Origin of the sequence: Amycolatopsis aidingensis (assembly GCF_018885265.1) — a bacterium.
GTDB classification, from domain to species: Bacteria; Actinomycetota; Actinomycetes; order Mycobacteriales; family Pseudonocardiaceae; genus Amycolatopsis; species Amycolatopsis aidingensis.
The window spans coordinates 723,661-747,426 of the sequence record NZ_CP076538.1 but is presented as its reverse complement, the minus strand read 5'-3'; the positions used below and the strand labels follow the sequence as shown (position 1 = coordinate 747,426).

Sequence of the window (23,766 nt, the reverse complement as noted above, 5' to 3'; positions counted from 1 at the left end):
ACCGCTAGGAGCCCGACTGCTGTTTCAGCTCGGCGCGGTCGGCCTCCCAGCACTGCACGCCCTGGATGTCCGGCAGCCGGTCCCGGGTGAACACCGGGTCCAGCCCCTGCCTGCGCTGCTCCTGGTAGTCCTTGAGCAACCGCATGGCCAGCACCCCGAGTGGAGCGACCGCGAGCAGGTTGACCACGGCCATCACCCCCATGGTCACGTCGGCCACGCTCCACACCAGCTCCAGGGAGGCCACCGCGCCGAGGAACAGGATCACGATCACCACCCCGCGGAAGATCGGCAGCGCCCGCGGGTTGGTGGTGAGGAAGGTGAGGTTCGCTTCGCCGTAATAGAAGTTTCCGAGCACCGAGGTGAAGGCCAGCAGGAAGATGATCACCGTCAGCAGGTGCAGGGACCAGGTGCCGAGGTTGGCCTCCAGCGAGCTCTGCGTCATCGAGGCACCGACGGCCTCACCGTAGGTCGGGTCGGAGACCAGGATGATGAACGCGGTGATCGAGCAGACGATCAGGGTGTCGAAGTAGATCCCGAAGGTCTGCGCGAGGCCCTGCTTGACCGGGTGGCTCACCGCCGCGGTGGCGCCCGCGTTGGGCGCGGAGCCCATGCCGGCCTCGTTGGAGAACAGGCCGCGCCGGATGCCCTGCATGATCGCGGTGCCCACGGCCGCGGCGCCGATCTCCTTGAACCCGAAGGCGGCGCCGACGATGTCGCCGAGCACGGTGGGGATCTTCTCCACGTTCATCAGCACCACGATGATGCCCATGATCAGGTAGATCAGCGCCATGAACGGCACGGTCATCTGGGCGACGTGCGCGATCCGGCGAACCCCGCCGAACACCACCAGTGCGACCAGTGCGACCAGGCCGAAGCCGACCACCGGGGCCACCCAGCCCGCTTCCTGTTCCCCGGTCACAGCGGTCACCGAGGAGTTCACGGCGTCCACGATGCTGTTGGCCTGCACCATGTTGAAGGTGAAGCTGAAGGTGAAGATGATGACCACCGCGAACAGGATGCCCATCCAGCGGGCCTTCAGCCCGTGCTGCATGTAGTAGGCGGGGCCGCCGCGGTAGCCGGTGCGATCCCTGACCTTGAACAGCTGGGCCAGGGTCGACTCCACGAACGCGGCCGAGCCGACGACCAGCCCCATGATCCACATCCACAGCACCGCGCCCGGCCCGCCGAGCGCGATGGCGATCGCGACCCCGGCGACGTTGCCGGTGCCGACCCTGGCCGCGGCCGAGATGGAGAAGGCCTGGAAGGAGGAGATCGCCTTCTTCCCGTCCGGCGCGTTCTCCGGCTTGCTGCGCAGGTTGCGGATCATCTCCGGGAGCATCCGGACCTGCACCCCGCCGGAACGCACCGTGAAGTAGATACCGATCAGCGCGAGCAACGGGATGACCAGGTAGGTCCAGAAGAGGTCGTTCACCTCGCCGATTCCGTCGATCAGGCCGTCCATGCCGCACTCCTTGCTCGGGTGATCGGGTACTTGACGTCGAAGAGTTGGCCCGCGCCCGCGGCTAGCGCCGCGGCACCGAGTTCGCCTGCGGGCTGCAGCCTGCCGACCACCTCGCCCCCGCCGTACACCGGGACCGTGGCCTGCTCGGCGAGTCGGGCCGGATCGAGGCCGCACAGCGCCAGTGCCGCCGCGGCGGCGGGCATTCTGGCCCGGTCGGCGCCGTCGGCGATCTTGATCGCCACCGCGTGGCCGTCCGGCAACGCGGCCACCTGTACGCCCTCGAAGCCGTCCTTGGCGATCAGGCCGGGGAAGGCCCGCATCAGGTGGGTGACATCCCTGCGGGTGCCCGCCACCATCTCCGGGTGCGCACGCAGGGCACGGGCGAGGCCGCCCTCGGCGGTGTCCACCCGCGCGGTCGCGATCCGGGCCGAGGCGCGGGCGAGCCCGGTCAGGGACACCGAGAACAGCGGGGCACCGCAGCCGTCCACGCTGGGTTCGGCGACCCGCTCGCCCGCCAGCTCGGCCACGGTGGTGGCGAGCCCGCGTTGCAGGGGGTGGCCGCGGTCCAGATAGTTCCGGGTCGGCCAGCCGCGGGCACGGGCCGTGCGCAGCATGGCGGCATGCTTGCCGGAACAGTTGTGCGCCGCCCGCCGCGGAGCCCGGCCGCGCGCCAGCCACTCGTCGCGCATCGCGGGATCGTACGGCAGTGCGGGCGGGTTGCCCAGGTCCGCCTCGTCCAGTTCCGCCGCACGCAGGATGGCGTGGGTACCGGCGAGGTGGATGTCCTCACCCGAATGGCTGGCGGCGGCCAGCGCGAGCAGGTCGTCCGGCAGTTCCAGCCCGGCCCGCAGCATTCCGGCCGCCTGCAGCGGTTTGGCGGCCGAGCGCAGGAAGAACGGCGCCCCGATATCGCCCGCGGCGAACTCGACCGTGCCGTCCGGGCCGAGCACGGCGACGGATCCATAGTGGACACCTTCCACCACGCCGTCCCGGACCACGTGCACCAGCGGTACCGGTTCACTCATCCCGGTCCTCCGGCCCGACGATCGCCTGCAGGCTGGCCTCGACCGCGGCCAGGTGGTCCCGCATGGCGGCCACGGCCTCGTCCTCGGAGCCCGCGAGGATCGCCCGCACGATCCTGCGGTGCTCTACATTGGACTGCTCACGGCGGCCGCGCAGCTGGTTGACGAAGCTGGACTGGCGGGCCAGGGCGTCCCGGATCTCCTCGATCACACGCCGGAAGACCTCGTTGCCGGAGGCCTGCGCGATGGTGATGTGGAACAGCGTGTCCAGCGCCGTCCAGGCCAGGTCCTCGGTCTCGGTCTCCATCCGCTCGACCAGCTGGGCCAGCAGGTCGAGGTCGTCCTCGGAGCGCCGGGCCGCGGCGTACCCGGTGACCGGGATCTCCACATGCCTGCGCACCTCGACCAGGTCGCGGGCCGAGTAGGAGCCGAAGATCGGGTTGCCCACCGCGGTGCTGGCCGCGACGAAGGTGCCCTTGCCGGTGTGTGAACGGGTGAGCCCGATCGCCTGCAGGGCGCGCAGCGCCTCCCGCACCACCGACCGGCTGACGCCGTAGTGCTGGGCCAGCGCGGACTCGGCAGGCAGCTTCTCGCCGATGGCGTACTCGCCCCTGCCGATGGCGTCCCGCAGGTCGGCGAGCACGGCCTCCATCGCGCTCACCCGGCGCGGGACCGCCTGACCGGCAGTCCGGCTGTCGGACAGGTTCACGACGGAGCACCGTAACCCGCCTGCCACCCGCCGTCAATCAACTGCTGTGAGTGGCCCGTTCCCTGCGAAGTTCGCAGGGAACGGGCCACTCACAGCGGTCAGCGGATGGGCTGGCCGAGAAGGGCCAGCAGCGCATTCAGCAGGGCCGAACCGAAGGTGGCCAGCGCCTGGGGCGACAGCAGCGAGGACGCGACGGTCCTGGTGTCGCACCCCGGCGACGACGGTTCGCCCGCGAAACGCGCTTTCAGCCAGTTGATGGCGCTGGCCGCGCCGGTGACGGTCAACGCCGCATGCTCGCTTAGGACGTCCCTGCGGTAGCTGACCTGCGCACCGTCCGCGCAGAACCGTTCGACCAGGCCGTCCACGTCCTCGGGTGGGATGAGCTGGTCGTTCACCGAGTGGTAGACGAACAGCGGCGCGGTCGGGGTGTGCTTGCCCATCGTGTTGGCCGCGAGCACCTCCTGGGCGACCGGATGGTTCAGCGGGTCCTCGTTGCTGAAGTAGGAGTAGATGTCCTTGAACGGGAACCGGGCGACGGCCTGCGGGTTACACAGCGTCTTGACCTCCGCGAAGGCCTCCTTGCCCTCCGGCGTCAGGTTGGCGTCCAGGTACCCGGCAAGCTCCGGGTAGGCCTCACTCAGCCCGGCGATGCCACTCATCGCGAGCCCGGAGACGACCGAGCCGTTCACGTTGTCCAGCACGTGCTCGACGTTCACCGGCAGCCCACCCTCGGCGACGCCCTTGACGTCCAGCTCCGGGGCGTAGCCCGGTTGCAGCTCGGAAGCCCAGCCGGAGGCCAGCGCGCCACCGGAGTAACCCCACAACCCGACGTCGGTCTCCCGACCGTCCAGGCCAAGGGCGGGGAAGTCCTGCGCCGCCCGGATACCGTCCAGCACCGCCTGCCCGGCCTGCTTGCCTGCCACGTAGGCGCTGTCCGGGCCCTCGTAGTCCGGCACGGTCACCGCCCAGCCCTGCTGGATGGCCGCATCCACGAGCAGGATCTCGGCCTGCGTCACGAAGTTGTCGTTGCCCGCACCCTGCCGCCACTGGTATGAGGGCGCACAGTGCGCCGCGGCACTGTCCTCGGCGACCTGGTAGGAGACCAGCGGCCGGGAACGGTCCGGTTCCGCACCCCAAGGCAGCAGCACCGTGGTAACCGTGGCCTGCGGCCGGTCCTGGGTGTCGGTCGTGCGATACAGCAGCTGCCAGGCCTGCACCTTCTGCGGCAGCAGGGCGAACGCGGCGAGCTCGACCGGGCGGGACCGCAGCACCGTGCCCGGTTCGGTCGACTCGAAACCGGGGGGTGGCTGGTAGAAGGGATCGTTCTCGGGTTTCGGCGGGGCGGCCGCGCTCGCCGGGGCGGCGGCCACCGTGCAGGCCATGGCCGCCGCCAGCACGGCGCCGAGGAACCTGCGAAGCCGGGTGGACCTGCTCATCGTTGCCACCTTCCTTGGGGACACCGAATCCGCTGCTCAGGGACGCGAGCGGGAATGTGTACCGGACGGTAACCCGCCCGAATCACATTCGACAAGGTTCCTGACCAGTTTTCTCGCCGATCCACCCGACCGAGCGGCTACGACAGGTGGGCACGCAGGCCGGCCAGGTCCGCCGGCCCCGGTTCGAGGTCGAGATCGCGCAGGACGTCGCCAAGCTGCTCCGGCCGGACCGGGGTCCGCTCGGTCTCCCCGTTCGCCCGCTCCACGGTCAGCTCGTCGCCGACAAGGCGCCTGCTGACCCCGTGGTCCAGCCGCATCACCACCAGCTGCCCGGTGAACGGCGAGCGGGGATGGGTGGACACGTAGTGATGCGCGACCTCGTAGTCGACCGGCCGCTGCGGCGACTCGTCCGAGGCGTGCAGCACCTCCCAGCCGTCCCCCTGCTGCTTGGTCAGCGCCCACAGGTTCCCCTGCCGGACGATCCGGTGCGGCCAGCCCGCCTGGTCGACCTCGGCACCGTCGCGCAGCGGCATCGGGTACATCATCCCGGCGCCGAACCCGATGTCGGCGAGGTAGTCCGTGCCCTCGGCGTGCACGGCCAGGGCCATATGCGTGCGTAGTCCCGAGCGGTGCGGCTGCACCCGCGCCATCCGCCGATGCACGGTGAATCCCAGCCGCTCCAGCGCCGCGGCGAACAGCAACCCGTGCTCGAAGCAGTAGCCGCCGCGGCGCCGGTGCACCAGCTTGTCGGCCACCACGCCCAGGTCCAGCCCGGGATGCTTGCCGAGCACCACGTCCAGGTTCTCGAACGGGATGGCGCGGACATGGGCCTCATGCAACGAACTCAGCGCCTCGGCCGTCGGCGCGACCAGCGGATGGCCGATCCGTTCCAGGTAGGCGTCCAGCTCGACGGCCTCGATGTTCCAGTCCTGCACCTCGGTGGTTTCCAAAGTCCGTGTCGTCATGAACCCAGACTCACACCTCAACCTAGATCGAGGTCAACGGTGGCAGCTCATTGCCGTCCCGGACGGCCGGACCGTCCTCGATCACCAGCACCCAGGACACGCCGCCCGGCCGATGCGACCAGTGCCGCCGCCAGCAGGCAAGCCAGGGCGGTGGCCAGCAGCACGCTGCCGAGCACGTCACTGAGCCGGTGCCAGCCCGCGATCATGGTGGCCGCGCCGACCATGGCTACCCCGGCCATCCCGGGGACGGCCAGCCACCAGCGCGCGCGAGCGGGCGAGACGAACAGGAAGACGAGCAGGAGGGACATCGCGGCCGCGACGTGACCACTGGGGAAACTGTTGTGCGTGGTCGAGCCCGCCACACCGAGGTCCGGACGCGGCACCACCAGCTTGAGCAGGCGCGCGGCGGACACCGAGGCGAGGAACAGACCGGCTCCGGCCAAGCCCGCCCGCCATCTTCCGGACAGTGCGCCCACCAGCAACGCCAGGCCGAGCAGCGCGCCCAGCACCACCGGGTCGCCTGCGAAGGACAGCACGACCCGCGCGGGTTCGAGCAGCGCGGCCTGTTGTCCACGTCCGCTGCCCGGTCGCCAGCCAGGCAGCAGTTCCTGCTCGAGTTGCTGGCCGCCCCGCGTCCAGACGAACACCAGGCAGGTCAGCCCGAGTGCGAGCAGGCAGGCCAGCGCGCCCACCAGCAGCCGCCCTGCCCTGCCCCGGCCGACGCCAATCCGGCCAGTGCTGAGGTACAGCGAGTTCGACGACACCCACCCATGATCGGGCAGGCTGCTCACGAGACTGTCCCTGCCTCGTTCGGATTCTGTGACAGCCACCGGCGGACCGGAGCCGGCAAGGGGGCTCGAACCCCTGACCTTCCGCTTACAAGGCGGATGCTCTACCAACTGAGCTATACCGGCGAGCGCGTGTGTCAACGCGGCGTCAAGTGTATCGGCCACCGTGCCGCGGTCGCCGACGTGCCCGCGTGACCTCCGCGAATCTGTGGTGGACGCCACTGATCGCACCGTGCAACGGTCGGACAATGGAGCCCGATGGTCAGCGGGAATCACGGGAGCAGTGAGGAGGTGGAACCGTCGTGAAGGCCAGGCAGCGGGCCAGGACGCCCGGGAACCGTAAGAACGCGTGGCAGGTGCTCGAACCGCCGCAGGACGAGCACGGGCCGGACAACCGGGCCGCGAATCGCCGCAAGGGGCGAACCGCCCGCAGCCGGGCATGGCATGTGCTGGAGGCACCGACCGGGGAGCAGCCCGCGGTGGACACCGACGCCGCCATCGGCCCCATGCTCCCCGACGAGGCAACCGTCCACTTCGTACTGGACCTCGCGCTGCGGATCGGCGAGGTGCAGATGCTCAGCGGGGCGGGCGCCTCCGACGTGACGGCCACCATGATCGCGGTGACCCAGGCGCTCGGCCTGCCGCACTGCGAGGTGGACGTGATCTTCACCTCGATCACCATCACCTGCCACCGCGGTTCCGACCTGCCACCGGTCACCGCGCTGCGCGTGGTCCGCGGCCGCAGCCTCGACTACAGCAGGCTCACCGCCACCGAGCAGCTGGTGCAGCGGATCACCCGTGGCCGGATCAGCGCCGAGGAGGCCTCCACCGAACTGCAGCGGATCTACGACGCCCCACACCCCTACCCGCGCTGGATCTCCACCCTGGCCTGGGGCGGCATGGCGGCGTTCATCTCGCTGATCATCGGCGGCGACGCCTGGACCGCGCTGGCCGCGTTCGTAATCAGCGGCGTGGTCGACCGGCTCGGCAGGCTGCTGAACCGCTACGCCCTGCCGTTCTTCTTCCAGCAGGCCATCGGCGGCCTGATCGCCACCATGACGGCCACCCTGCTGGTGCACTTCGACGTCCTGCCGCTGGAGCGACCGACGCTGGTGGTCGCGGCGGCGATCACCGTGCTGCTGTCCGGTTTGTCCACCGTGTCGGCGGTGCAGGACGCGATCACCGGGTACTACGTCACCGCCTCGGGCCGGGCGATGGAAGTGGCGATGATGAGTGCCGGGCTGATCACCGGAGTGGCCATCGCCATCAACCTCGCGACCACACTCGGCATCACCAGCTCCTCGCCCGCCCTCGCGGGCACGGTGACCACGTTCGAGCTGCCGGTGATGGTCATGGCCGGTTCCGGGGCGGCGGCCTGCTTCGCGCTGGCCTCCTACACCCGCCTTCGGCCGCTGCTGGTGGCCAGTGTCGCGGGGGCGGTCGGCGCCGGTGCCTACGGCGCGCTGCGGCTGCTGGAGGCGAACCAGATCACCGCCTCCGCGGTCGCGGCCACCCTGGTCGGGCTCGGCGGCGGGGTGCTGGCCCGCAGGCTGAAAGTGACCCCGCTGGTGGTCGCGGTGTCCGGGATCACCCCGCTGCTACCAGGGCTCGCCACCTACCGCGGGCTGTACATGCTGATCGAGAACGGCGCGATCATCACCCTGATGACCGCGGTCGCGATCGGGCTCGCCCTGGCCGCGGGGGTGGTCCTCGGCGAGTATCTGGCCCAGCCCCTGCGCACCGGACTGGGCAGGCTGGAACGCAGGCTGTCCGGGCCGCGGATGGCCGGTCCGCTGCGGCACAGCCGCAGGCTCGACTGAGCACCGGCCGGCAGCGCGGCACTCGACTGAACGAGTGTCGTGCTGCTGGATTGCTCACACCTCATGCCGGCGCCGCACCGGATACTGTTCGTGGTATGGCACCCCCGGAGAGCACCGAGCCAGAACACACGGCGGCGGAGTTCGTGGTGGTGGCCAACCGGCTACCCGTGGACCTCGAACGTTCCGCCGATGGCAGTCAACGCTGGACCCAGAGCCCTGGCGGCCTGGTCTCCGCGCTGGAGCCCTTCCTACGCTCCCGCAAGGGGGCCTGGGTCGGCTGGCCCGGAGTGCCCGACGTCGAGGTGGAGGAGTTCGTCGACGACGGCCTGATCCTGCACCCGGTGCGGCTGACCGGGGACGAGGTCCGGGACTACTACGAGGGCTTCTCCAATGCCACGCTCTGGCCGCTCTACCACGACGTGGTCGCCCGCCCGGTCTTCGACCGCAGCTGGTGGGAGAGCTATGTCCGGGTCAACCGCCGCTTCGCCGAGGCCAGCGCGCAGGTGGCGGGCCAGGGCGCGACCGTGTGGGTGCAGGACTACCAGTTGCAGCTGGTGCCGAGCATGCTCCGCGACCTGCGTCCCGACCTGCGCATCGGCTTCTTCCTGCACATCCCGTTCCCGCCGGTCGAACTGTTCATGCAGCTGCCGTGGCGGGCGGAGATCGTGCGCGGCCTGATCGGCGCCGACCTGGTCGGCTTCCACCGCCCTGGCGGTGCGCAGAACTTCCTCTGGCTGGCCCGGCAGCTGATCGGCCTCGAGCCGAGCCGGGGCGCGGTCGGGGTGCGCTCCCGGCCGGGCATGGTGCAGGTCGGCGACCGCACGGTCCGGGTCGGTTCCTTCCCCATCTCCATCGACGCGAGCGGCCTAGACAACCTCGCCCGCAGCAAGCACGTCGCCGAGCGGGCCACGCAGGTGCGTGCCGAGCTGGGCAACCCGAAGACCATCCTGCTCGGAGTCGACCGGCTGGACTACACCAAGGGCATCGACCTGCGGCTGCAGGCGCTGCACGAGCTGCTGCACGAGGGCAGGGTCAGCGCGGAGGACGTCACCTTCGTCCAGCTGGCCACCCCGAGCCGCGAGCGGGTGGAGCACTACCAGCGGATGCGCAGCGATATCGAACAAATGGTGGGCCGGATCAACGGGGAGTTCGCCCGCGTCGGGCACCCCGTCGTGCACTATTTACATCAATCGGTGAACCGCACCGAGCTGGCCGCGTTCTTCTCCGCTGCCGACGTGATGGTGGTGACCCCACTGCGCGACGGGATGAACCTGGTCTGCAAGGAGTACGTCGCCTGCCGGCACGACCTGGGGGGAGCGCTCGTTTTGTCCGAGTTCGCGGGCGCTGCCGCGGAGCTGAGCAGTGCCTTCCTGGTCAACCCCCATGATCTAGATGGGGTGAAGAACGCACTGGAGGCTGCCATTACGCTCGACCCAGCCGAGGGCCGGCGTAGGATGCGCGCCTTACGTCGACAGGTCCTCACCCACGACGTCGACAGGTGGGCGCGTTCGTTCCTTGAAGCCCTCGGGACCGAGCCGGCCAGCTGAGTCCCCACATCACCCTGCCAAGCTCCTTAAGGAGGAGTGTTGACCGCCGAGGCCCTGCCCGCCGAGCTGCGGCGCGCGATCATGCAGATCGCCAGGACGCCGCGCCTGCTGGTCGCCTGTGACTACGACGGCACGCTGGCTCCGATCACCGCGAACCCCGACGAGGCACGCCCGTTGCCGGAGTCGGTCGGTGCGCTGCGGTCGCTGGCCGCGCTGCACGAGACAACCACCGCGGTGATCTCCGGTCGTGCCCTGCGTGACCTGGCGACCCTTTCCAGACTCCCGGCGGAGGTGCATCTGGTCGGCAGCCATGGCTCGGAGTTCGACATCGGCTTCGTGCACGCCCTGGACGCCAAGGCCCGCGAGCTGCACAAACGGCTGGAGGCCGAGCTGGAGCAGCTGGTACTGGACGTGCCGGGGGTGTCGCTGGAGGTCAAGCCCGCCAGCATCGCCGTGCACGTCCGCAGAGCGGAGCAAACCGCAGGCAGGCGCGTGCTGGAGCGGGTCCACAGTGGACCTTCGACCTGGTACGGCGTCTCGGTGACCGAGGGCAAGGAGGTCGTCGAGCTCTCCGTGGTGCAGACCGACAAGGGCAACGCCCTGGACACCCTGCGCCATCAGGTCGGCGCCACCGCCGCCATCTTCCTCGGCGACGACGTCACCGACGAGAAGGCCTTCGCCCGGCTGTCCGGTCCCGACCTGGGGATCAAGGTCGGGGACGGGGAGAGCCTTGCCGCCTACCGGGTGCCGGACACCATGGACGTGGCCACCGTGCTGGCGTTCATGCTGGAGGAGCGCCGCAACTGGCTGTACGGCGAGCAGGCGCCGCCGATCGAGCGGATCTCCATGCTGGCCTGCGAGCGTTCGGTCGCGCTGCTCACCCCGGACGCCCGGCTGACCTGGCTGTGCCACCCCGGCCCGGACGCCCCCGCGGTGTTCGCCGACCTGCTCGGCGGGCCTGGGGCAGGCCACTTCTCGATCAAGCCGGCGCGCAACGGGCTGCCGCTCGGCCAGCGCTACCTGCCGAACACGATGACGGTGGAGACCCGCTGGTCCCGGCTATTGGTCACGGACTACCTTGAGCCGGAGAGCCCGGCGCACGAGACCAACCTGGTCCGGGTGATCGCCGGAGATACCGAGGCTCAGGTGACCTTCGCGCCGCGCCCGGAGTTCGGTGGGGTGCAGGTGCGCCTGCTACCCGAGCACGACGGGCTGCGGGTGCTCGGCACCTCGGAGCCGTTCGTGCTGCGCTCACCAGGGGTGCGCTGGGAGATCGAGAGCGACGGTATGCACGACACCGCGACGGCGCTGGTGCGGCCCGCGCCGGAGCGGCCGGTGGTACTGGAGCTGCGCTGCGGCACCACGAACCTCGGCCCGCACGAGCTGTCCGAGCTGGACCGCAGGGCCCGCGCCGGTGCCTACTGGAGCGACTGGGCGAGCACCCTGCAACTGCCCGAGATCGAGCCGGACCTGGTGGCCCGCTCGGCGCTGACCCTGCGCGGGCTGGTGGACACCGAGACCGGCGGCGTGATGGCGGCGGCCACCACCTCGCTGCCGGAGGAGATCGGCGGGGTGCGCAACTGGGACTACCGCTACTGCTGGGTGCGGGACGCGGCGATGACCGTGCGCGAGCTGGTGCATCTCGGCTCGATCGCCGAGGCCGAGGGCTACCTGCGCTGGCTGCACGGGGTGCTCGGCACCCTGGCCGGGCCGGAACGGTTGCACCCGCTGTACTCGCTGGCCGGTACCCAGCTCGGCGCCGAGGCCGTGATCGACTCGCTGCCGGGGTACAAGGGCTCCCGGCCGGTGCGGGTCGGCAACCTGGCCAACCACCAGGTGCAGCTGGACGTGTTCGGCCCGGTGGTGGAGCTGATCGTCATCCTCGCCGCCAAGCGGGGCGAGCTGCACGACGACGACTGGCAGCTGGTGCGCGCCATGGCCGAGGCGGTGACCAGGCGCTGGGACGAGCCGGACCACGGCATCTGGGAGGAGCGGCACGTTCCCCGGCACCGGGTGTACTCGCGAGTGATGTGCTGGCAGACCCTGGACCGGGCGATCAAGCTGGCCGAGACCTACGGCCGGGAGATTCCAGCCGGCTGGCTGGAGCTGCGCGAGACCATCGCGGCGGACGTGCTCCAGCACGGCTGGAACGAGGAGGTGCAGGCGTTCACCACCGCCTACGACGGCACCGACCTGGACGCGGCCTCGCTGTTCGTGGGGCTGTCCGGGCTGATCGACCCGCAGGACGAGCGGTTCCAGTCCACGGTCACCGCGATCGAGGCGGAGCTGCGCAGCGGCTCGACGGTCTACCGTTACCGGCGCGATGACGGGCTGCCCGGTAACGAGGGCGGGTTCCACCTGTGCGCGGCCTGGATGATCGAGGCGTACCTGCTCACCGGGCGGCGGACCGAGGCGAAGGAGCTGTTCGAGCAACTGGTGGACGCCGCGGGCCCGACCGGGCTGCTGCCGGAGCAGTACGATCCGATCGCCGAGCGCTCGCTGGGCAACCATCCGCAGGCGTACTCGCACCTCGGCTTGATCCGCTGCGCCATGCTGCTGTCCGGCTGACCCGCGCCGGAACGCTCCGGCCGCCGTCGGGCAATAAACAGATGTGACGACGATGCGTGCGCGGCCCGGCGGCGACCTCGAGCGTCCGGACCTGTCCGGGAGCTCGGCGGGGACGGTCCTGACCAGGCTCTACGACGCCCACGCCCGGTCGCTGCACGGCTACCTCGCCCGCAGGCTGGACACCGCCACCGCGGATGACCTGGTCGCCGAGACCTTCCTGACCGCGTGGCGACAGCGGGACGGCTACGACCCCGCGCGGGCTTCGGCCCGGGCCTGGCTGTTCGGCATCGCCACCAACCTCGCCCGCAGGCACGCGCGGGCGGAGGTCCGCGCGCTACGCGCCGCCACCCGAGAAGGAATGCGGGCGGGCACGCCGGAGCCACCGGACGTGGTCGCCACCGAGCGCGCGGACGCCGGGGAGCAGGCCCGGCGGGCCGCCGGGGTCATCGCCGGGCTGCGCCCCCAGGAGCGGGACGTCCTGCTGCTGGTGGCCTGGGCGGACCTGACCCCGGCCGAGGCCGCCGCCGCGCTGGGCATCCACACCCACACCGCACGGACCCGGCTGCATCGCGCGCGCACCGCCGTGCGCCGCCATCTCGTCATTTCGGAGGACGACCGTGCCCGATGACCTGGACTTGAATGTGGTGCGTGGCCTGCGCGCCGATGTGCCGGAGATGAGTGAGCAGGCCTTCGAGGATGGACGTGCCCAGCTGGTCGCCGCGACCGAGGGCAAGGGGGTGGTGCCGCTGCCGCGGCGGCCTCCCCGGAAGCAGTCGTTTCGGGGGCGGCTGCTTCCGGTGGCCGCCGCGGCAACGGTAGCCATAGCCGGAGCTGGCGTCGCCGCGGTAACACTGGCCGGCGACGAAGGAAAGGCACCCGTGGCGGGCACCGCTCCGGAGAGCCATGTACTACCACCTCTGCCCGCCGAGCCGCTGAACCGAGCCGGTGAACTCGCCGACAGGGTGCGGGACATCCAGCTGGCACCGGGGCAGTACCTCTATCTGGAGAAGCAAGAGTGGGACCACGGAAGGAAACACGACAAGCCAACCCGGACCTGGATCCCGAAGGACCGTTCCGCGGATTGGCTGGCGATCTCCCCGGAGGGGAACGAGGCGCACTCCGCAGGCGGCTTCGGCGTCGGGGAGTTCCTGCCGAACCAGGGGAACTTCGAACGGCTGCCCCGTGACCCGAAAGCCCTGTACGAGCTGCTGCGCCACCAGGTCGGCTCCCACGAGGACCCGGCCAGGACGGCATTCGAGCAGATCGTCACCCTGCTCAGTGGCGCTGCGCCCGAACCGCTGCGGGCGACCCTCTACCGCGTGCTGGGTTATCTTCCGCAGCTCACGGTCACCCCTGGCGCGTTCACCAAGGACGGCAGATCGGCGATCTCCATCGAGATGCGATGGGTGGACGGCCACCGCAGCTCCACCGAGCTGCTCGTGGACCCGGATACCGGCCTGGTGATCGGCCAACACGGCCGGTACGAGACTGAGAGCACGATCCGGTACGCCGTGGTGGACCGGATGGGGCAGGTTCCGCCGCGCTGACCCGATGTGGCTCAGCCGCCCGCGATCGAAGGGATCACGTCCACCTCCGTTCCATCGGTCAGCGGGGTGTCGGCCCCGCCAAGCGCCCGGCATTCCTCCCCGTCCACGTAGAAGTTGACATACCGGCGCAGCGTGCCCCGCTCATCGCGCAGCCTGCGTTCCAGCGCCGGGTGCCGCCTGCCGAGCTCGTCCAGCAACTGGCCGAGGGTGGCCGCGGACAACTCCAGCTCGGCCTGCCCATCGGCGGCCGTGCGCAGCACCGAGGGCAGGCGAACCGTGACGGCCACTCACACCACCGCCGCCCGCACGCAGAGCACGTCCGGCAGATGCTGGGCGACCAGCTGCCAGTGCTCCCCCTCGTCCGGGGTGCACCACACCTCGCCGGAACGGGAACCGAAGTACACCCCGGCCGGGTCGGCGTCGTCGGTGCACATGGCGTCCCGCATCACCGCGGCCCAGAAACCCTCCTCGGGCAGCCCGGTGGACAGCGCCGTCCAGGTGTCCCCGGCGTCCTCGCTGCGGTAGACCCGGCAGCGGCCCGCCGGTGGGAACCGGAACTCCGAGGAGACCAGCGGGAAGTTGTAGATGACCTCCGGCCGGTGCGGATGCGCCACCATCGGGAAGCCGAAGTCGTCCGGCAGTCCCTCGGCAATGGACTGCCAGCTGCGCGTGTCGTCCTCGCTGCGGTAGACGCCATGATGGTTCTGCAGGAAGTAGCGGTCCGGCCGGGAGGGGTTGATGGCCAGCTTGTGCACGCACTGCCCGAACTCCGGGTAGCGCTGGTCCTCGGGCAGGAAGACGGCCTGGATCCCGGCGTTGCCCGGCTCCCAGGTCCGCCCGCCGTCGGCGGTGCGGTACACCCCGCCCGCGGAGATCCCCACGGTCACCCGGTCGGCATTGGTGGGGTGCGGGATGACGGTGTGCAGGCAGGCTCCGCCGCCGCCGGGCATCCACTGCTTGCGGTGCGGGTGCTCCCACAGCCCGCGCACCAGCTCGAAGCTCCTGCCGCCGTCCTCGGAGCGGAACAGCCCGTGCGGCTCGACCCCCGCGTACACCACGTCCGGCTGGTCGACCGGCCCCGGCGCGAGCTGCCAGATGCCCTGCAACGCGGCGTCGGCGTCCTCCGGGAAGGCGATCGGCGCCTGCTCCGGCTCGTGCCAAGTCTGCCCGAGATCGGTGCTGATGACCACGGTTGTGCCGAAGTGCTCGTTGACCACCCCGGCCAGCACCCGCGGGCTCGGCCCCCTGGTGTCGATGGTGAGCGCCCTGACCCCGTCCACCGGATAGTGCGGTCCGGTCAGCTCCCAGCTCGCGCGGCCGTCCCGGCTGCGCGCGAACCACATGCCCTTCCGGGTGCCGATGCCGAGCAGTACGTCCATGCCGACCTCCCTTGTGTTTCAGGTCACAGGGAGCGTACTGCGGGGGTCCGACAATGGCGGCGACACCGTTGCCCCGGCCAGGTGACGTTCGATCAGTGTGATCGAGTCCCCGTCATGGGCGCCGTCCGCCTCCAGCAGCACCTGCACCGTGACGTTCGGCAACGCGGCGCGTTCGAGGACGGTGCGCAGCTGCTCCTGGTGGGCCGCACCGGTGCAGACCCTGGGACGCAAGGCGATCTCGTCCATGATCACGTGTAGCCGCAGCACGGGATCCTCGGTCAGCCGACGCTGCCTGCGCAGGCGTACGGCGACAGTGTTCTCCAGTGCCGCACCGGTCAGCGGGCTGCTGGCCGAGATGAACACCTCGCGCATGTACTCCTCGGTCTGCAGCAGCCCAGGCACGTAGCCGAACCCGAACGTCCGGATCGAGCTGGCCGTGTCCTCGACCGCGAGATAACCCCTGCCTTCTTCCACGTACTCGTGCCACCAGGCCTTCTCCAGGGCCCGCTCCCGGAGAGCCAGATAGTGATCCCACTCGGTGACCGGCACACTGCTCAGCTTGGCGTGCGAGAAATGCAGCCGCTTCGCCGCCTCGTACTGGGTCATCCCGACCTCTTCGCGCAGCGCTCGTAACGTGCGAGCGAGCCGCCTGGCTTGCGCACCGGGCTTGCGCATCTTCCCCATCGATATCACCTCGCGAGATCGGGCAGATACGAATGGTAAGTCGGTGCCAACCCGTAGCTTGACCGCATGGACCATCCCCTTGGCCCGCTCACGATCGAGGACTGGCTGGCAACTGCCTCCCCCACCGACGGTTCTCACCTCGAACTGGTTCTCGGTTATCGCCACGTCACGCCGCCACCGAGCGGCTCGCACCAATACGCCGTGGCCGGGCTGTACCGAGCGCTGGAAGACGCGCGCGATACCGCAGGCCGGGCGGAGCTGTCCGTGCTCCCCGGGATCGGAGTACGGATCAGCACTCCGTGGCGGACGGCGCTGATCCCGGACGTGGCGATGCTGGACACCGACCCGCACCACACCAGCTTCGCGGCCGAGAACCTGCTACTCGCGGTCGAGGTGTGGTCGCCTGGCAACACCCGGGCCGAGCGGGACACCAAGATGGCTGCCTACGCGGGTGCCGGGGTGCCATACCTGTGGACCGTGGAACCCCCGAAGCTGTGGGCCTACCGGTTGGCAGGCACCGGTTACCGGCAGGAACTGTTCACCGAGGGTGGTGGGCCGGTGACCCTTCCGGGGCCGGTCCCGGTGCCGCTCGACCCCTCCCGGCTCTGCTGACCGTCCGTCAACAGCCAACGCGTGCGCGTGGGCGGCAAACTCGTGCGCGTGGGGAGCAAACACGGGTACGTGGGCGGCAAACACGATGGGCGGGGTCACTGCACGGGGACGTAGCGGACGGCTTTGAAGGCCGTCTCCAGGCTGCTCACCTCGAGGGTGCGGATGCCGTCCGGCAGCGGGCCGGGGTCCGGGGGCACCAGCGCGTGCGTGAAGCCCAGCCGCACGGCCTCGCCGAGGCGGCGGCCCACCCCGGTCACCCTGCGGATCTCACCGGCCAGCCCGACCTCGCCGATCGCCACCAGCCGCGGGGACAGCGGGTCATCATAGGCCGCCGAGTGCACCGCGAGCGCCACCGCGAGGTCCACCGCGGGCTCCACCACCTTCATCCCGCCGACCGTGGCCGCGTACACGTCCTGCTCGCCGAACCTGACCCCGGCCCGCTTCTCCAGCACCGCCAGGATCATCGCCACCCGGGAGGAGTCCAGCCCGCTGACCGCCCGCCGCGGCTGCGGCAGGCTGCTCCTGGACACCAGCGCCTGCACCTCCCCCAGCAACGGCCGCTTGCCCTCCACGGTGACCGTGACGGCCGTGCCCGCCACCGCGTCCACATGCCGGTTCAGGAACAGGCCGGAGGGGTCGGGCACCCCGGCGATCCCGTCCTCGCGCAGCTCGAAACAGCCGATCTCGTCGGCCGCGCCGAACCGGTTCTTCACCCCGCGCACCATCCGCAGCGTGGAATGCCGGTCGCCCTCGAAGTGCAGCACCACGTCCACAAGGTGCTCCAGCACCCGGGGCCCGGCCACCGAGCCCTCCTTGGTCACGTGCCCCACCAGCACCACCGGCAGCCCGCGCTCCTTGGCCAGCGCGACCAGGCCGGCCGTCACCGCACGGATCTGGGTGACCCCGCCCGGTGCGCTGTCGGCCTGCGGGGAGGACATCGTCTGCACCGAGTCCACGATCAGCACCCCGGGCTTGACCGTGTCCACATGCCCGAGGATGGCCGCGAGGTCACTCTCCGCAGCCAGGTACATCCGGTCATGCACGTTGCCGGTGCGTTCCGCCCGCAGCCGCACCTGCCCGGCCGACTCCTCGCCGGTCACGTACAGCGAGGGGGCCTCGGCGCCGGCGTCGGCGGCCCACTGGTAGGCCACCTCCAGTAACAATGTCGACTTACCGACACCCGGCTCCCCGGCAAGCAGGACCACCGCGCCCGGCACCAGCCCGCCACCGAGCACCCGGTCCAGCTCGTCGACCCCGGTCCGCCGGGCCCTTGCCGCCTCGACATCCACCTCGCCGATCGGCCGCGCGGGCGCACTCGGGGCGCCCGCGGCCACCCTGGCGATCGCGGGCCGGGAGTCCCCGCGCTCCTCGACGGTTCCCCACGCCTGGCATTCCGGGCAGCGACCGACCCACTTGGCCGTCTCGTAGCCACAGTCCGCGCAGCGGTAACTGGTTCGACTACCGGCAGCAGCCTTCTTCGCCATGACGGCACGTTAACCGCGGGTACCGACAGCCTCGCGCGTCAGTGACTGCTCCCCGACTCGTCATGCGCACCGGGCTCGCTGTGGTTGGTGCGCGGATGCTCCGGCACCCCGACCGGCAGCTCGACCGTGACCTGCCCGGCCTCGGCGAAGGTGAAGGTCACCGGCACGTTCATCCCCGGCCGCACGTCGTAGGCCAGCCCCTGCAGCACGATGGTGGCCTCGCCGATCGGCCCCGGCCCCGCGGTCGGCCGCTGGAAGTCCGGCACCTCCCCCTCGGTGGACCCGATCACCAGGACATTGCGACCGGCGATGGTGGACGCACCGCTGATGGTGGCGTTCGCCGCGGCCTCGGAGGACACCGAAGCCAGCTCCGCCGGCTGGTCGCTGTCGTTGATGATCCGCAGGTTCAGCTGGGCGTTCGAGCCGGCGCGGTACACCGAGTCACTCGGCGGGTAGGCCAGCGTGGCGTCCCGGATGGCGATCGAGCCCACGGTGGCCTGCGCCCCGTTGACCGCGGCTTCCTGCGTGTCGGTCTGCGTGATCTGACCTGCCCCGCAGCCCGCGACGACGATGGCCGCGGCAAGGCCGAGCGCGGCCGAGCCGAGCACGCGACGTATCTGCTGCCTCACGGTCTTCAGTCCCTCCTAGCTAGGCCGACCCTGCCGCGAAGGGTAGCCGGGTACCCGATCACGGCCCGCACCTGGTGGCCGAGCACACCCGGAAGCGGCCATCAACCGTCCACTGTGGAGCAGCGAGACCTTACCGGACCCGTTCGCCGCCACCTGCGTGAGTACACCGAACGGCCGTTTGTCAACCCCCCGAGCACCCCCGATTAGGCCACTGACCTGCGAGGACAGAACCCGGGCCGCTAGGTGGGCCGGAACGCACCGTGCTAAGCTAGACCTAGCGAAAGGGGCAGAGGACACATGGTTTTCAAGGTCGGAGAGACCGTCGTCTACCCGCACCACGGTGCCGCACTCATCGAAGCAATTGAAACGCGTGTGATCAAAGGCGAGGAGAAGCAGTACCTCGTCCTGAAGGTCGCGCAGGGTGACCTGACCGTTCGGGTCCCAGCCGACAACGCCGAGATCGTCGGCGTACGCGATGTCGTCGGCCAGGACGGTCTGAACCGCGTATTCGATGTGCTGCGCGCCCCGCATACCGACGAGCCGACCAACTGGTCTCGCCGGTACAAGGCCAACCTGGAGAAACTCGCCTCCGGCGATGTGAACAAGGTGGCCGAAGTGGTGCGCGACCTCTGGCGGCGTGAAAAGGACCGTGGCCTGTCCGCAGGCGAGAAGCGGATGCTGGCCAAGGCTCGGCAGATCCTGGTCAGCGAGCTAGCGCTGGCAGAGGGCACTGACGAGACAAAAGCGGAAGTGCTCCTCGACGAGGTTCTAGATACCGCAGTGGTTTAGCACTCCTGAACGCCATAAACATCGCGGCACTGGTCCCCGCGACCGGTGAAGAAGGTTTGGTTCCCATTCATGGTGAACCGGCGCTGACACATGCCGTCCGCAACCTTCTCGATTCCGGAAGCGTGGATCAGGTCGTCATTGTGACGCACCCGAACCGTTCCGCCGCCTGCACGGCGGCACTGCGGACGGTCCGGGACACCCGGTTGCACCTTTCGAGCCGCGGCGCCGACCTCGACTGGTCGGCGCTGGCGGCCGAGGTGTGCGGGGACGCGGAGATCGTACTGATCCACGAACCGGCCCGTGCGTTCACCCCGGTCACCGTGATCGACGCGGTGGTGCAGGAGGCACGCCGTGGCGCTCCGGTAGTGGTACCGGTACAACCCGTGACCGACACGGTCAAGGCTATCGGATCCGCCGGCGTCGTCGCCGGCACCCATGACCGGGCCACGCTGCGATCCACCCAGGCTCCCTGCGGCTTCCGGGCCGCGGTGCTGCGGGAACTGCCCGGCACCGATCCACTGGGTGTCGCGATCGCCCGCGGGTTGCCGGTACACACCGTCGCGGGCGATGCCCGCGGGATGCGGCTGAGCACCGCGTTCGACCGGGCCATGATGAGCGCGTTACTCGCGGAGGAAAAGACATGAGGGTCGGCCAGGGGGTCGATGTGCATCCCGTCGCGGCCGGCCAGCCCTGCTGGATCGCCGGGCTGTTCTGGCCGGGGGTGGACGGTTGCGCCGGGCACTCGGACGGTGATGTGGCCGCGCACGCACTGTGCGACGCGCTGCTCTCCGCGGCCGGGCTCGGCGACCTCGGCGCGGTGTTCGGTACCGGCCAGGCGCGCTGGGCCGGGGCGCACGGCGCGGAACTGCTCACCGAGGTACGGACCCGCATCACGGACGCCGGCTACCGGGTCGGCAACGCGGCCGTGCAGGTGATCGGCAACGCACCCCGGATCGGCAGCAGGCGGGAAGAGGCCCAGCGGGTGCTTGGCGAGGCCGTCGGCGGGCCGGTGAGCGTGTCCGGCACCACCACCGACGGGCTGGGTCTGACCGGCAGGGGCGAGGGCCTCGCGGCGCTCGCGACCGCGCTGCTGCTGCCCGGCGAGCGGGAGTGATCCCGGAGAAAGTCACAGGCTTTTCCATCTGGCCCACCGGTAGCCTCGGTCTCGTGGCGATCGAAGCTGTGTTGTTCGACTTCTCCGGCACCTTGTTCCGTCTCGAGCACGACGAAACCTGGGTCAAACACCTCACCGACGCCGGTGGCGACCCCCTCGACCTGGAGGCGCAGACCGAGCTGATGCGCCGGATGACCGCGCCGGTCGGCCAGGTGGTCGACCTGGACGCCGAGCACCAGCACGCATGGGAACACCGCGACCTGGACCCCGCGCTGCACACCAAGGTGTACCTGGAGGTGCTCCGGCAGTCCGGGGTGCCCACCGTGGAGCAGGCCAAGGCCCTCTACGACCGGCTGGTGGACCCCCTGGAGTGGACGCCGTACCCGGACACCGAGGCGGTACTCAAGGGCGCGGCCGGGCAGGGGATACGGGTCGGTGTGCTGAGCAACATCGCCTTCGACATCCGGCCGGCGTTCGCCTCCCGTGGGCTGGACGCCTACGTGGACGAGTTCGTGCTGTCCTACGAGGTGGGCGCGATCAAGCCGGACCCGGCGATCTTCCGCGCCGCGCTGGACCGCCTCGGGGCGGAGGGGCCGGGCACGCTGATGGTCGGCGACAGCGAGGAGGCCGACGGCGGGGCACGGGCCCTGGGCTGCGCGTTCGCCCTGGTGCCGCCCACACCGACCGGCGATCGCACCGACGGTCTGCTCACCGCCCTGCGCCGGCACGGCGCCCTCAAGGCACCGTGAGCAAGCTCTCGGACCCGCCCCGTACCATTTCGGTGTGGCCTTACACCTCTACGACACCGCGACCCGGCAGCTGCGGGAGTTCCATCCCGCGCGTAGTGGAACCGCGTCGATGTACGTGTGTGGGGCCACCGTGCAGGGCATCCCGCATATCGGCCACGTACGGGGCGCGCTGAACTACGACGTCCTCCGGCGCTGGCTGCTCCACAGTGGACTGGACGTGCGGATGGTCCGCAACGTCACCGATATCGACGACAAGATCCTGGACAAGGCGGCCGATGCGGGCAGGCCATGGTGGGATTGGGCGTTCCAGCACGAACGCGCGTTCGAGGGTGCCTACGAGACGCTTGGCTGCCTGCCGCCCTCGATCGCGCCCCGGGCCACCGGGCATGTGACCCAGATGGTCGAGCTGATGGAGCGGCTGATCGAGTCCGGGCACGCCTACGCCGAGGGCGGGGACGTGTACTTCTCGGTCACCTCCTTCCCCGGCTACGGCACGCTGTCCGGGCAGCGGGTGGACGAGGTCCAGCAGGGTGAGAGCGCGGCCACCGGCAAGCGGGACCCGCGCGACTTCACGCTGTGGAAGAGCGCCAAACCGGGCGAGCCGTCCTGGCCGACGCCGTGGGGCCGGGGCAGGCCCGGCTGGCACCTTGAGTGCTCGGCGATGGCGACCACCTACCTCGGCGCCGAGTTCGACATCCACGGTGGCGGCGTCGACCTGGTGTTCCCGCACCACGAGAACGAGCGTGCCCAGTCCACCGCGGCCGGCGACCCGTTCGCCCGGTTCTGGCTGCACAACGCGTGGGTGACCCTCTCCGGCGAGAAGATGTCCAAATCGCTCGGCAACGTGGTCTCGATCCCGCAGATGCTGCGTGCCTGCCGGGCGGTGGAGCTGCGCTACTACCTGATCCAGCCGCACTACCGTTCGACCATCGAGTACTCCGACGAGGCGCTGTCCGAGGCGGCCCAGGGTTACCGGCGGATCGAGCAGTTCCTCCGGCTGGTCACCAGCACGGCGGGCACGGTGCGGGCAGGCGAGGTGCCGCCGGACTTCGCCGCCGCGCTGGATGACGACCTCGGCACCCCGCAGGCCTTCGCCGTGTTGCACAACACGGTGCGCGAGGGTAACGCCGCGCTGGCCGATTCCGACACCTCCACCGCGCTCAAGTGCGCCGCCGCGGTGCGGGCGATGACCGAGGTGCTCGGCCTGGACCCGCTGTCCGAGCAGTGGGCCGAAGCGGGCGGCGGCGACGCGCCGCTGCGCCAGGCACTGACCGGGCTGGTCGAAGGAATGTTGGAGGAGCGCCAGGCCGCCCGCGCCGAGCGGGACTTCGCGCGGGCCGACGCACTGCGCGACCGGCTCACCGAAGCAGGCATCGCGGTGGAGGACACCGCCAACGGTCCTATGTGGACAGTAAGAGACTAGGAATATGGCAGGCAATTCCCGGCGCCGGGGCGCAATCCGCAAGCCCGGCACGAAGAAGGGCGCGGTCGTCGGCTCCGGCGGCCAGCGGCGCAAGGGGCTCGAGGGCAAGGGCCCGACGCCGAAGGCCGAGAACCGCACCGGGCACCCGGCGCAGCGGCGTGCGATGGCCAAGGCCAAGGCGGAGAAGTCGCGGGCAGGCAAGGCCGAGGGGCCGGAGCTGATCGCGGGCCGCAACCCGGTGGTCGAGGCGCTGCGGGCCGAGGTGCCCGCCACCGCGCTCTACGTCGCGCTGCATGTGGACACCGACGACCGGATCAAGGAGGCCGTGCAGCTCGCCGCGGACCGGGGCATCTCGATCCTGGAGGTGCCCCGCGAGGAGCTGGACCGCAAGACCAACCGGGCCATGCATCAGGGGCTCGGGCTGCAGGTACCGCCGTTCGACTACGGCCATCCGGACGACCTGCTGCGCAGTGCCCAGGACTCCGGCGACCCGCCGCTGCTGGTCGCGCTGGACGGGGTGACCGACCCGCGCAACCTCGGGGCGGTGATCCGTTCGGCGGCCGCGTTCGGTGCGCACGGGGTGCTGCTGCCCGCGCGGCGCAGTGCCGGGATGACGGCGGTGGCCTGGCGCACCAGCGCGGGTACCGCGGCCAAGCTGCCGATCGCGGTGGCGACGAACCTCACCCGGCAGCTGCGATCCTGGGCCGACGAAGGGCTCATGCTGGTCGGCCTGGACGCGGACGGCTCGGTGGAGATCGACGGCCTCGAACTGGCCACCGACCCGCTGGTCGTGGTGGTCGGTTCCGAGGGCAGGGGGCTGTCCCGGCTGGTGCGGGAGACCTGCGACGCCACGGTGTCCATCCCGATGGCGGCCGGGGTCGAGTCGCTGAACGCCTCGGTCGCGGCGGGCGTGCTGCTCGCCGAGGTGGCCCGCAGGCGCCGGGTGCGCGGCCGCACCTGACCACCCGTCGCGGGTGCAACGAACGGCACATTCGGCCGGTTCTCACCCGGACAGCCCAGGGCCTCGGCTAGGGTCACG

The 23,766-nt window shown here is 70.6% G+C and carries 23 protein-coding genes and 1 tRNA gene; 12 read left to right on the top strand and 12 right to left on the bottom strand.

From position 1 onward, the window contains the following. Positions 1 to 4: 4 nt before the first annotated feature. From KOI47_RS03675 to KOI47_RS03645, 7 genes are all read right to left on the bottom strand, one after another. Positions 5 to 1,462: an alanine/glycine:cation symporter family protein gene (locus KOI47_RS03675; RefSeq protein ID WP_216213990.1), complete on the bottom strand. Its 1,458-nt coding sequence runs from the start codon at positions 1,460 to 1,462 to the stop codon at positions 5 to 7. Further along, on the bottom strand, positions 1,450 to 2,487 hold the full coding sequence (locus KOI47_RS03670; protein WP_216213988.1) for an asparaginase: 1,038 nt from the start codon (positions 2,485 to 2,487) through the stop codon (positions 1,450 to 1,452). The genes KOI47_RS03675 and KOI47_RS03670 overlap by 13 nt, the downstream gene beginning before the upstream one ends. Continuing rightward, positions 2,480 to 3,136 (bottom strand): FadR/GntR family transcriptional regulator, encoded by a 657-nt coding sequence (locus tag KOI47_RS03665; RefSeq protein ID WP_216217061.1) that lies wholly within the window; start codon positions 3,134 to 3,136, stop codon positions 2,480 to 2,482. The genes KOI47_RS03670 and KOI47_RS03665 overlap by 8 nt, the downstream gene beginning before the upstream one ends. A gap of 155 nt (positions 3,137 to 3,291) precedes the next feature. Further along, positions 3,292 to 4,629 carry a lipase family protein gene (locus KOI47_RS03660; protein ID WP_216213986.1) on the bottom strand — a complete coding sequence of 446 codons (1,338 nt, stop codon included), beginning with the start codon at positions 4,627 to 4,629 and terminating at the stop codon, positions 3,292 to 3,294. 137 nt (positions 4,630 to 4,766) lie between these two features. Further along, positions 4,767 to 5,594, bottom strand: a complete 828-nt coding sequence (locus KOI47_RS03655; RefSeq protein ID WP_216213985.1) for an arylamine N-acetyltransferase family protein — start codon at positions 5,592 to 5,594, stop codon at positions 4,767 to 4,769. A gap of 47 nt (positions 5,595 to 5,641) precedes the next feature. Continuing rightward, positions 5,642 to 6,358: a phosphatase PAP2 family protein gene (locus KOI47_RS03650; RefSeq protein ID WP_216213983.1), complete on the bottom strand. Its 717-nt coding sequence runs from the start codon at positions 6,356 to 6,358 to the stop codon at positions 5,642 to 5,644. A gap of 77 nt (positions 6,359 to 6,435) precedes the next feature. After that, positions 6,436 to 6,508, bottom strand: a tRNA-Thr gene (locus tag KOI47_RS03645). Between the two features lie 176 nt (positions 6,509 to 6,684). Between KOI47_RS03645 and KOI47_RS03640 the strand changes: the two genes are divergently transcribed. The 5 genes from KOI47_RS03640 (at position 6,685) to KOI47_RS03620 (ending at position 13,864) form a co-directional block, all read left to right on the top strand. After that, positions 6,685 to 8,202, top strand: coding sequence for a threonine/serine exporter family protein (locus KOI47_RS03640; RefSeq protein WP_216213981.1), 1,518 nt, complete (start codon positions 6,685 to 6,687; stop codon positions 8,200 to 8,202). Positions 8,203 to 8,297: 95 nt separating this feature from the next. Continuing rightward, complete coding sequence (locus tag KOI47_RS03635) at positions 8,298 to 9,749, top strand: alpha,alpha-trehalose-phosphate synthase (UDP-forming) (protein ID WP_216213979.1); 1,452 nt, start codon at positions 8,298 to 8,300, stop codon at positions 9,747 to 9,749. Between the two features lie 39 nt (positions 9,750 to 9,788). Next, a complete protein-coding gene (gene otsB, locus KOI47_RS03630) occupies positions 9,789 to 12,317 on the top strand; it encodes a trehalose-phosphatase (protein ID WP_216213977.1) in 2,529 nt (842 codons plus the stop codon). A 52-nt stretch (positions 12,318 to 12,369) separates the two neighbouring features. Then, a complete protein-coding gene (locus tag KOI47_RS03625; RefSeq protein WP_216213975.1) occupies positions 12,370 to 12,945 on the top strand; it encodes an RNA polymerase sigma factor in 576 nt (191 codons plus the stop codon). Beyond that, positions 12,935 to 13,864 (top strand): CU044_5270 family protein, encoded by a 930-nt coding sequence (locus KOI47_RS03620; RefSeq protein ID WP_216213973.1) that lies wholly within the window; start codon positions 12,935 to 12,937, stop codon positions 13,862 to 13,864. Before KOI47_RS03625 ends, KOI47_RS03620 begins: the two co-directional genes overlap by 11 nt. An 11-nt stretch (positions 13,865 to 13,875) precedes the next feature. Here KOI47_RS03620 and KOI47_RS03615 read toward each other — a convergent pair whose 3' ends face one another. From KOI47_RS03615 to KOI47_RS03605, 3 genes are read right to left on the bottom strand one after another with little or no spacing between them, the layout of a single operon-like run. Continuing rightward, positions 13,876 to 14,151, bottom strand: a complete 276-nt coding sequence (locus KOI47_RS03615) for a MoaD/ThiS family protein (protein ID WP_216213970.1) — start codon at positions 14,149 to 14,151, stop codon at positions 13,876 to 13,878. Next, positions 14,152 to 15,243 carry a WD40/YVTN/BNR-like repeat-containing protein gene (locus KOI47_RS03610; protein WP_216213968.1) on the bottom strand — a complete coding sequence of 364 codons (1,092 nt, stop codon included), beginning with the start codon at positions 15,241 to 15,243 and terminating at the stop codon, positions 14,152 to 14,154. 18 nt (positions 15,244 to 15,261) lie between these two features. Then, a complete protein-coding gene (locus KOI47_RS03605; RefSeq protein ID WP_216213966.1) occupies positions 15,262 to 15,927 on the bottom strand; it encodes a helix-turn-helix domain-containing protein in 666 nt (221 codons plus the stop codon). 66 nt (positions 15,928 to 15,993) lie between these two features. Between KOI47_RS03605 and KOI47_RS03600 the strand changes: the two genes are divergently transcribed. Continuing rightward, positions 15,994 to 16,539, top strand: coding sequence for a Uma2 family endonuclease (locus KOI47_RS03600; protein ID WP_216213965.1), 546 nt, complete (start codon positions 15,994 to 15,996; stop codon positions 16,537 to 16,539). Between the two features lie 95 nt (positions 16,540 to 16,634). On the opposite strand, the gene radA is transcribed toward KOI47_RS03600, so the two are convergent. Together radA and KOI47_RS03590 are read right to left on the bottom strand one after the other, a co-directional pair. After that, a complete protein-coding gene (radA, locus tag KOI47_RS03595; protein WP_216213963.1) occupies positions 16,635 to 18,023 on the bottom strand; it encodes a DNA repair protein RadA in 1,389 nt (462 codons plus the stop codon). Between the two features lie 38 nt (positions 18,024 to 18,061). Further along, a complete protein-coding gene (locus KOI47_RS03590) occupies positions 18,062 to 18,652 on the bottom strand; it encodes a copper chaperone PCu(A)C (RefSeq protein WP_216213961.1) in 591 nt (196 codons plus the stop codon). Between the two features lie 297 nt (positions 18,653 to 18,949). On the opposite strand from KOI47_RS03590, the gene KOI47_RS03585 reads away from it, so the two are divergent. From KOI47_RS03585 to rlmB, 6 genes are read left to right on the top strand one after another with little or no spacing between them, the layout of a single operon-like run. Further along, positions 18,950 to 19,441, top strand: coding sequence for a CarD family transcriptional regulator (locus KOI47_RS03585; protein ID WP_142000233.1), 492 nt, complete (start codon positions 18,950 to 18,952; stop codon positions 19,439 to 19,441). A gap of 56 nt (positions 19,442 to 19,497) precedes the next feature. Further along, positions 19,498 to 20,085, top strand: coding sequence for an IspD/TarI family cytidylyltransferase (locus KOI47_RS03580; RefSeq protein ID WP_216213958.1), 588 nt, complete (start codon positions 19,498 to 19,500; stop codon positions 20,083 to 20,085). Next, entirely contained in the window at positions 20,082 to 20,555 is a 474-nt protein-coding gene (gene ispF / locus KOI47_RS03575) for a 2-C-methyl-D-erythritol 2,4-cyclodiphosphate synthase (protein ID WP_216213957.1), read from the top strand. Before KOI47_RS03580 ends, ispF begins: the two co-directional genes overlap by 4 nt. Before the next feature lie 53 nt (positions 20,556 to 20,608). Continuing rightward, positions 20,609 to 21,304, top strand: a complete 696-nt coding sequence (locus KOI47_RS03570; protein WP_216213955.1) for an HAD family hydrolase — start codon at positions 20,609 to 20,611, stop codon at positions 21,302 to 21,304. Between the two features lie 34 nt (positions 21,305 to 21,338). After that, entirely contained in the window at positions 21,339 to 22,727 is a 1,389-nt protein-coding gene (gene cysS, locus KOI47_RS03565; RefSeq protein WP_216213953.1) for a cysteine--tRNA ligase, read from the top strand. A gap of 4 nt (positions 22,728 to 22,731) precedes the next feature. Next, entirely contained in the window at positions 22,732 to 23,688 is a 957-nt protein-coding gene (rlmB, locus tag KOI47_RS03560; RefSeq protein WP_216213951.1) for a 23S rRNA (guanosine(2251)-2'-O)-methyltransferase RlmB, read from the top strand. Positions 23,689 to 23,766 lie beyond the last annotated feature (78 nt).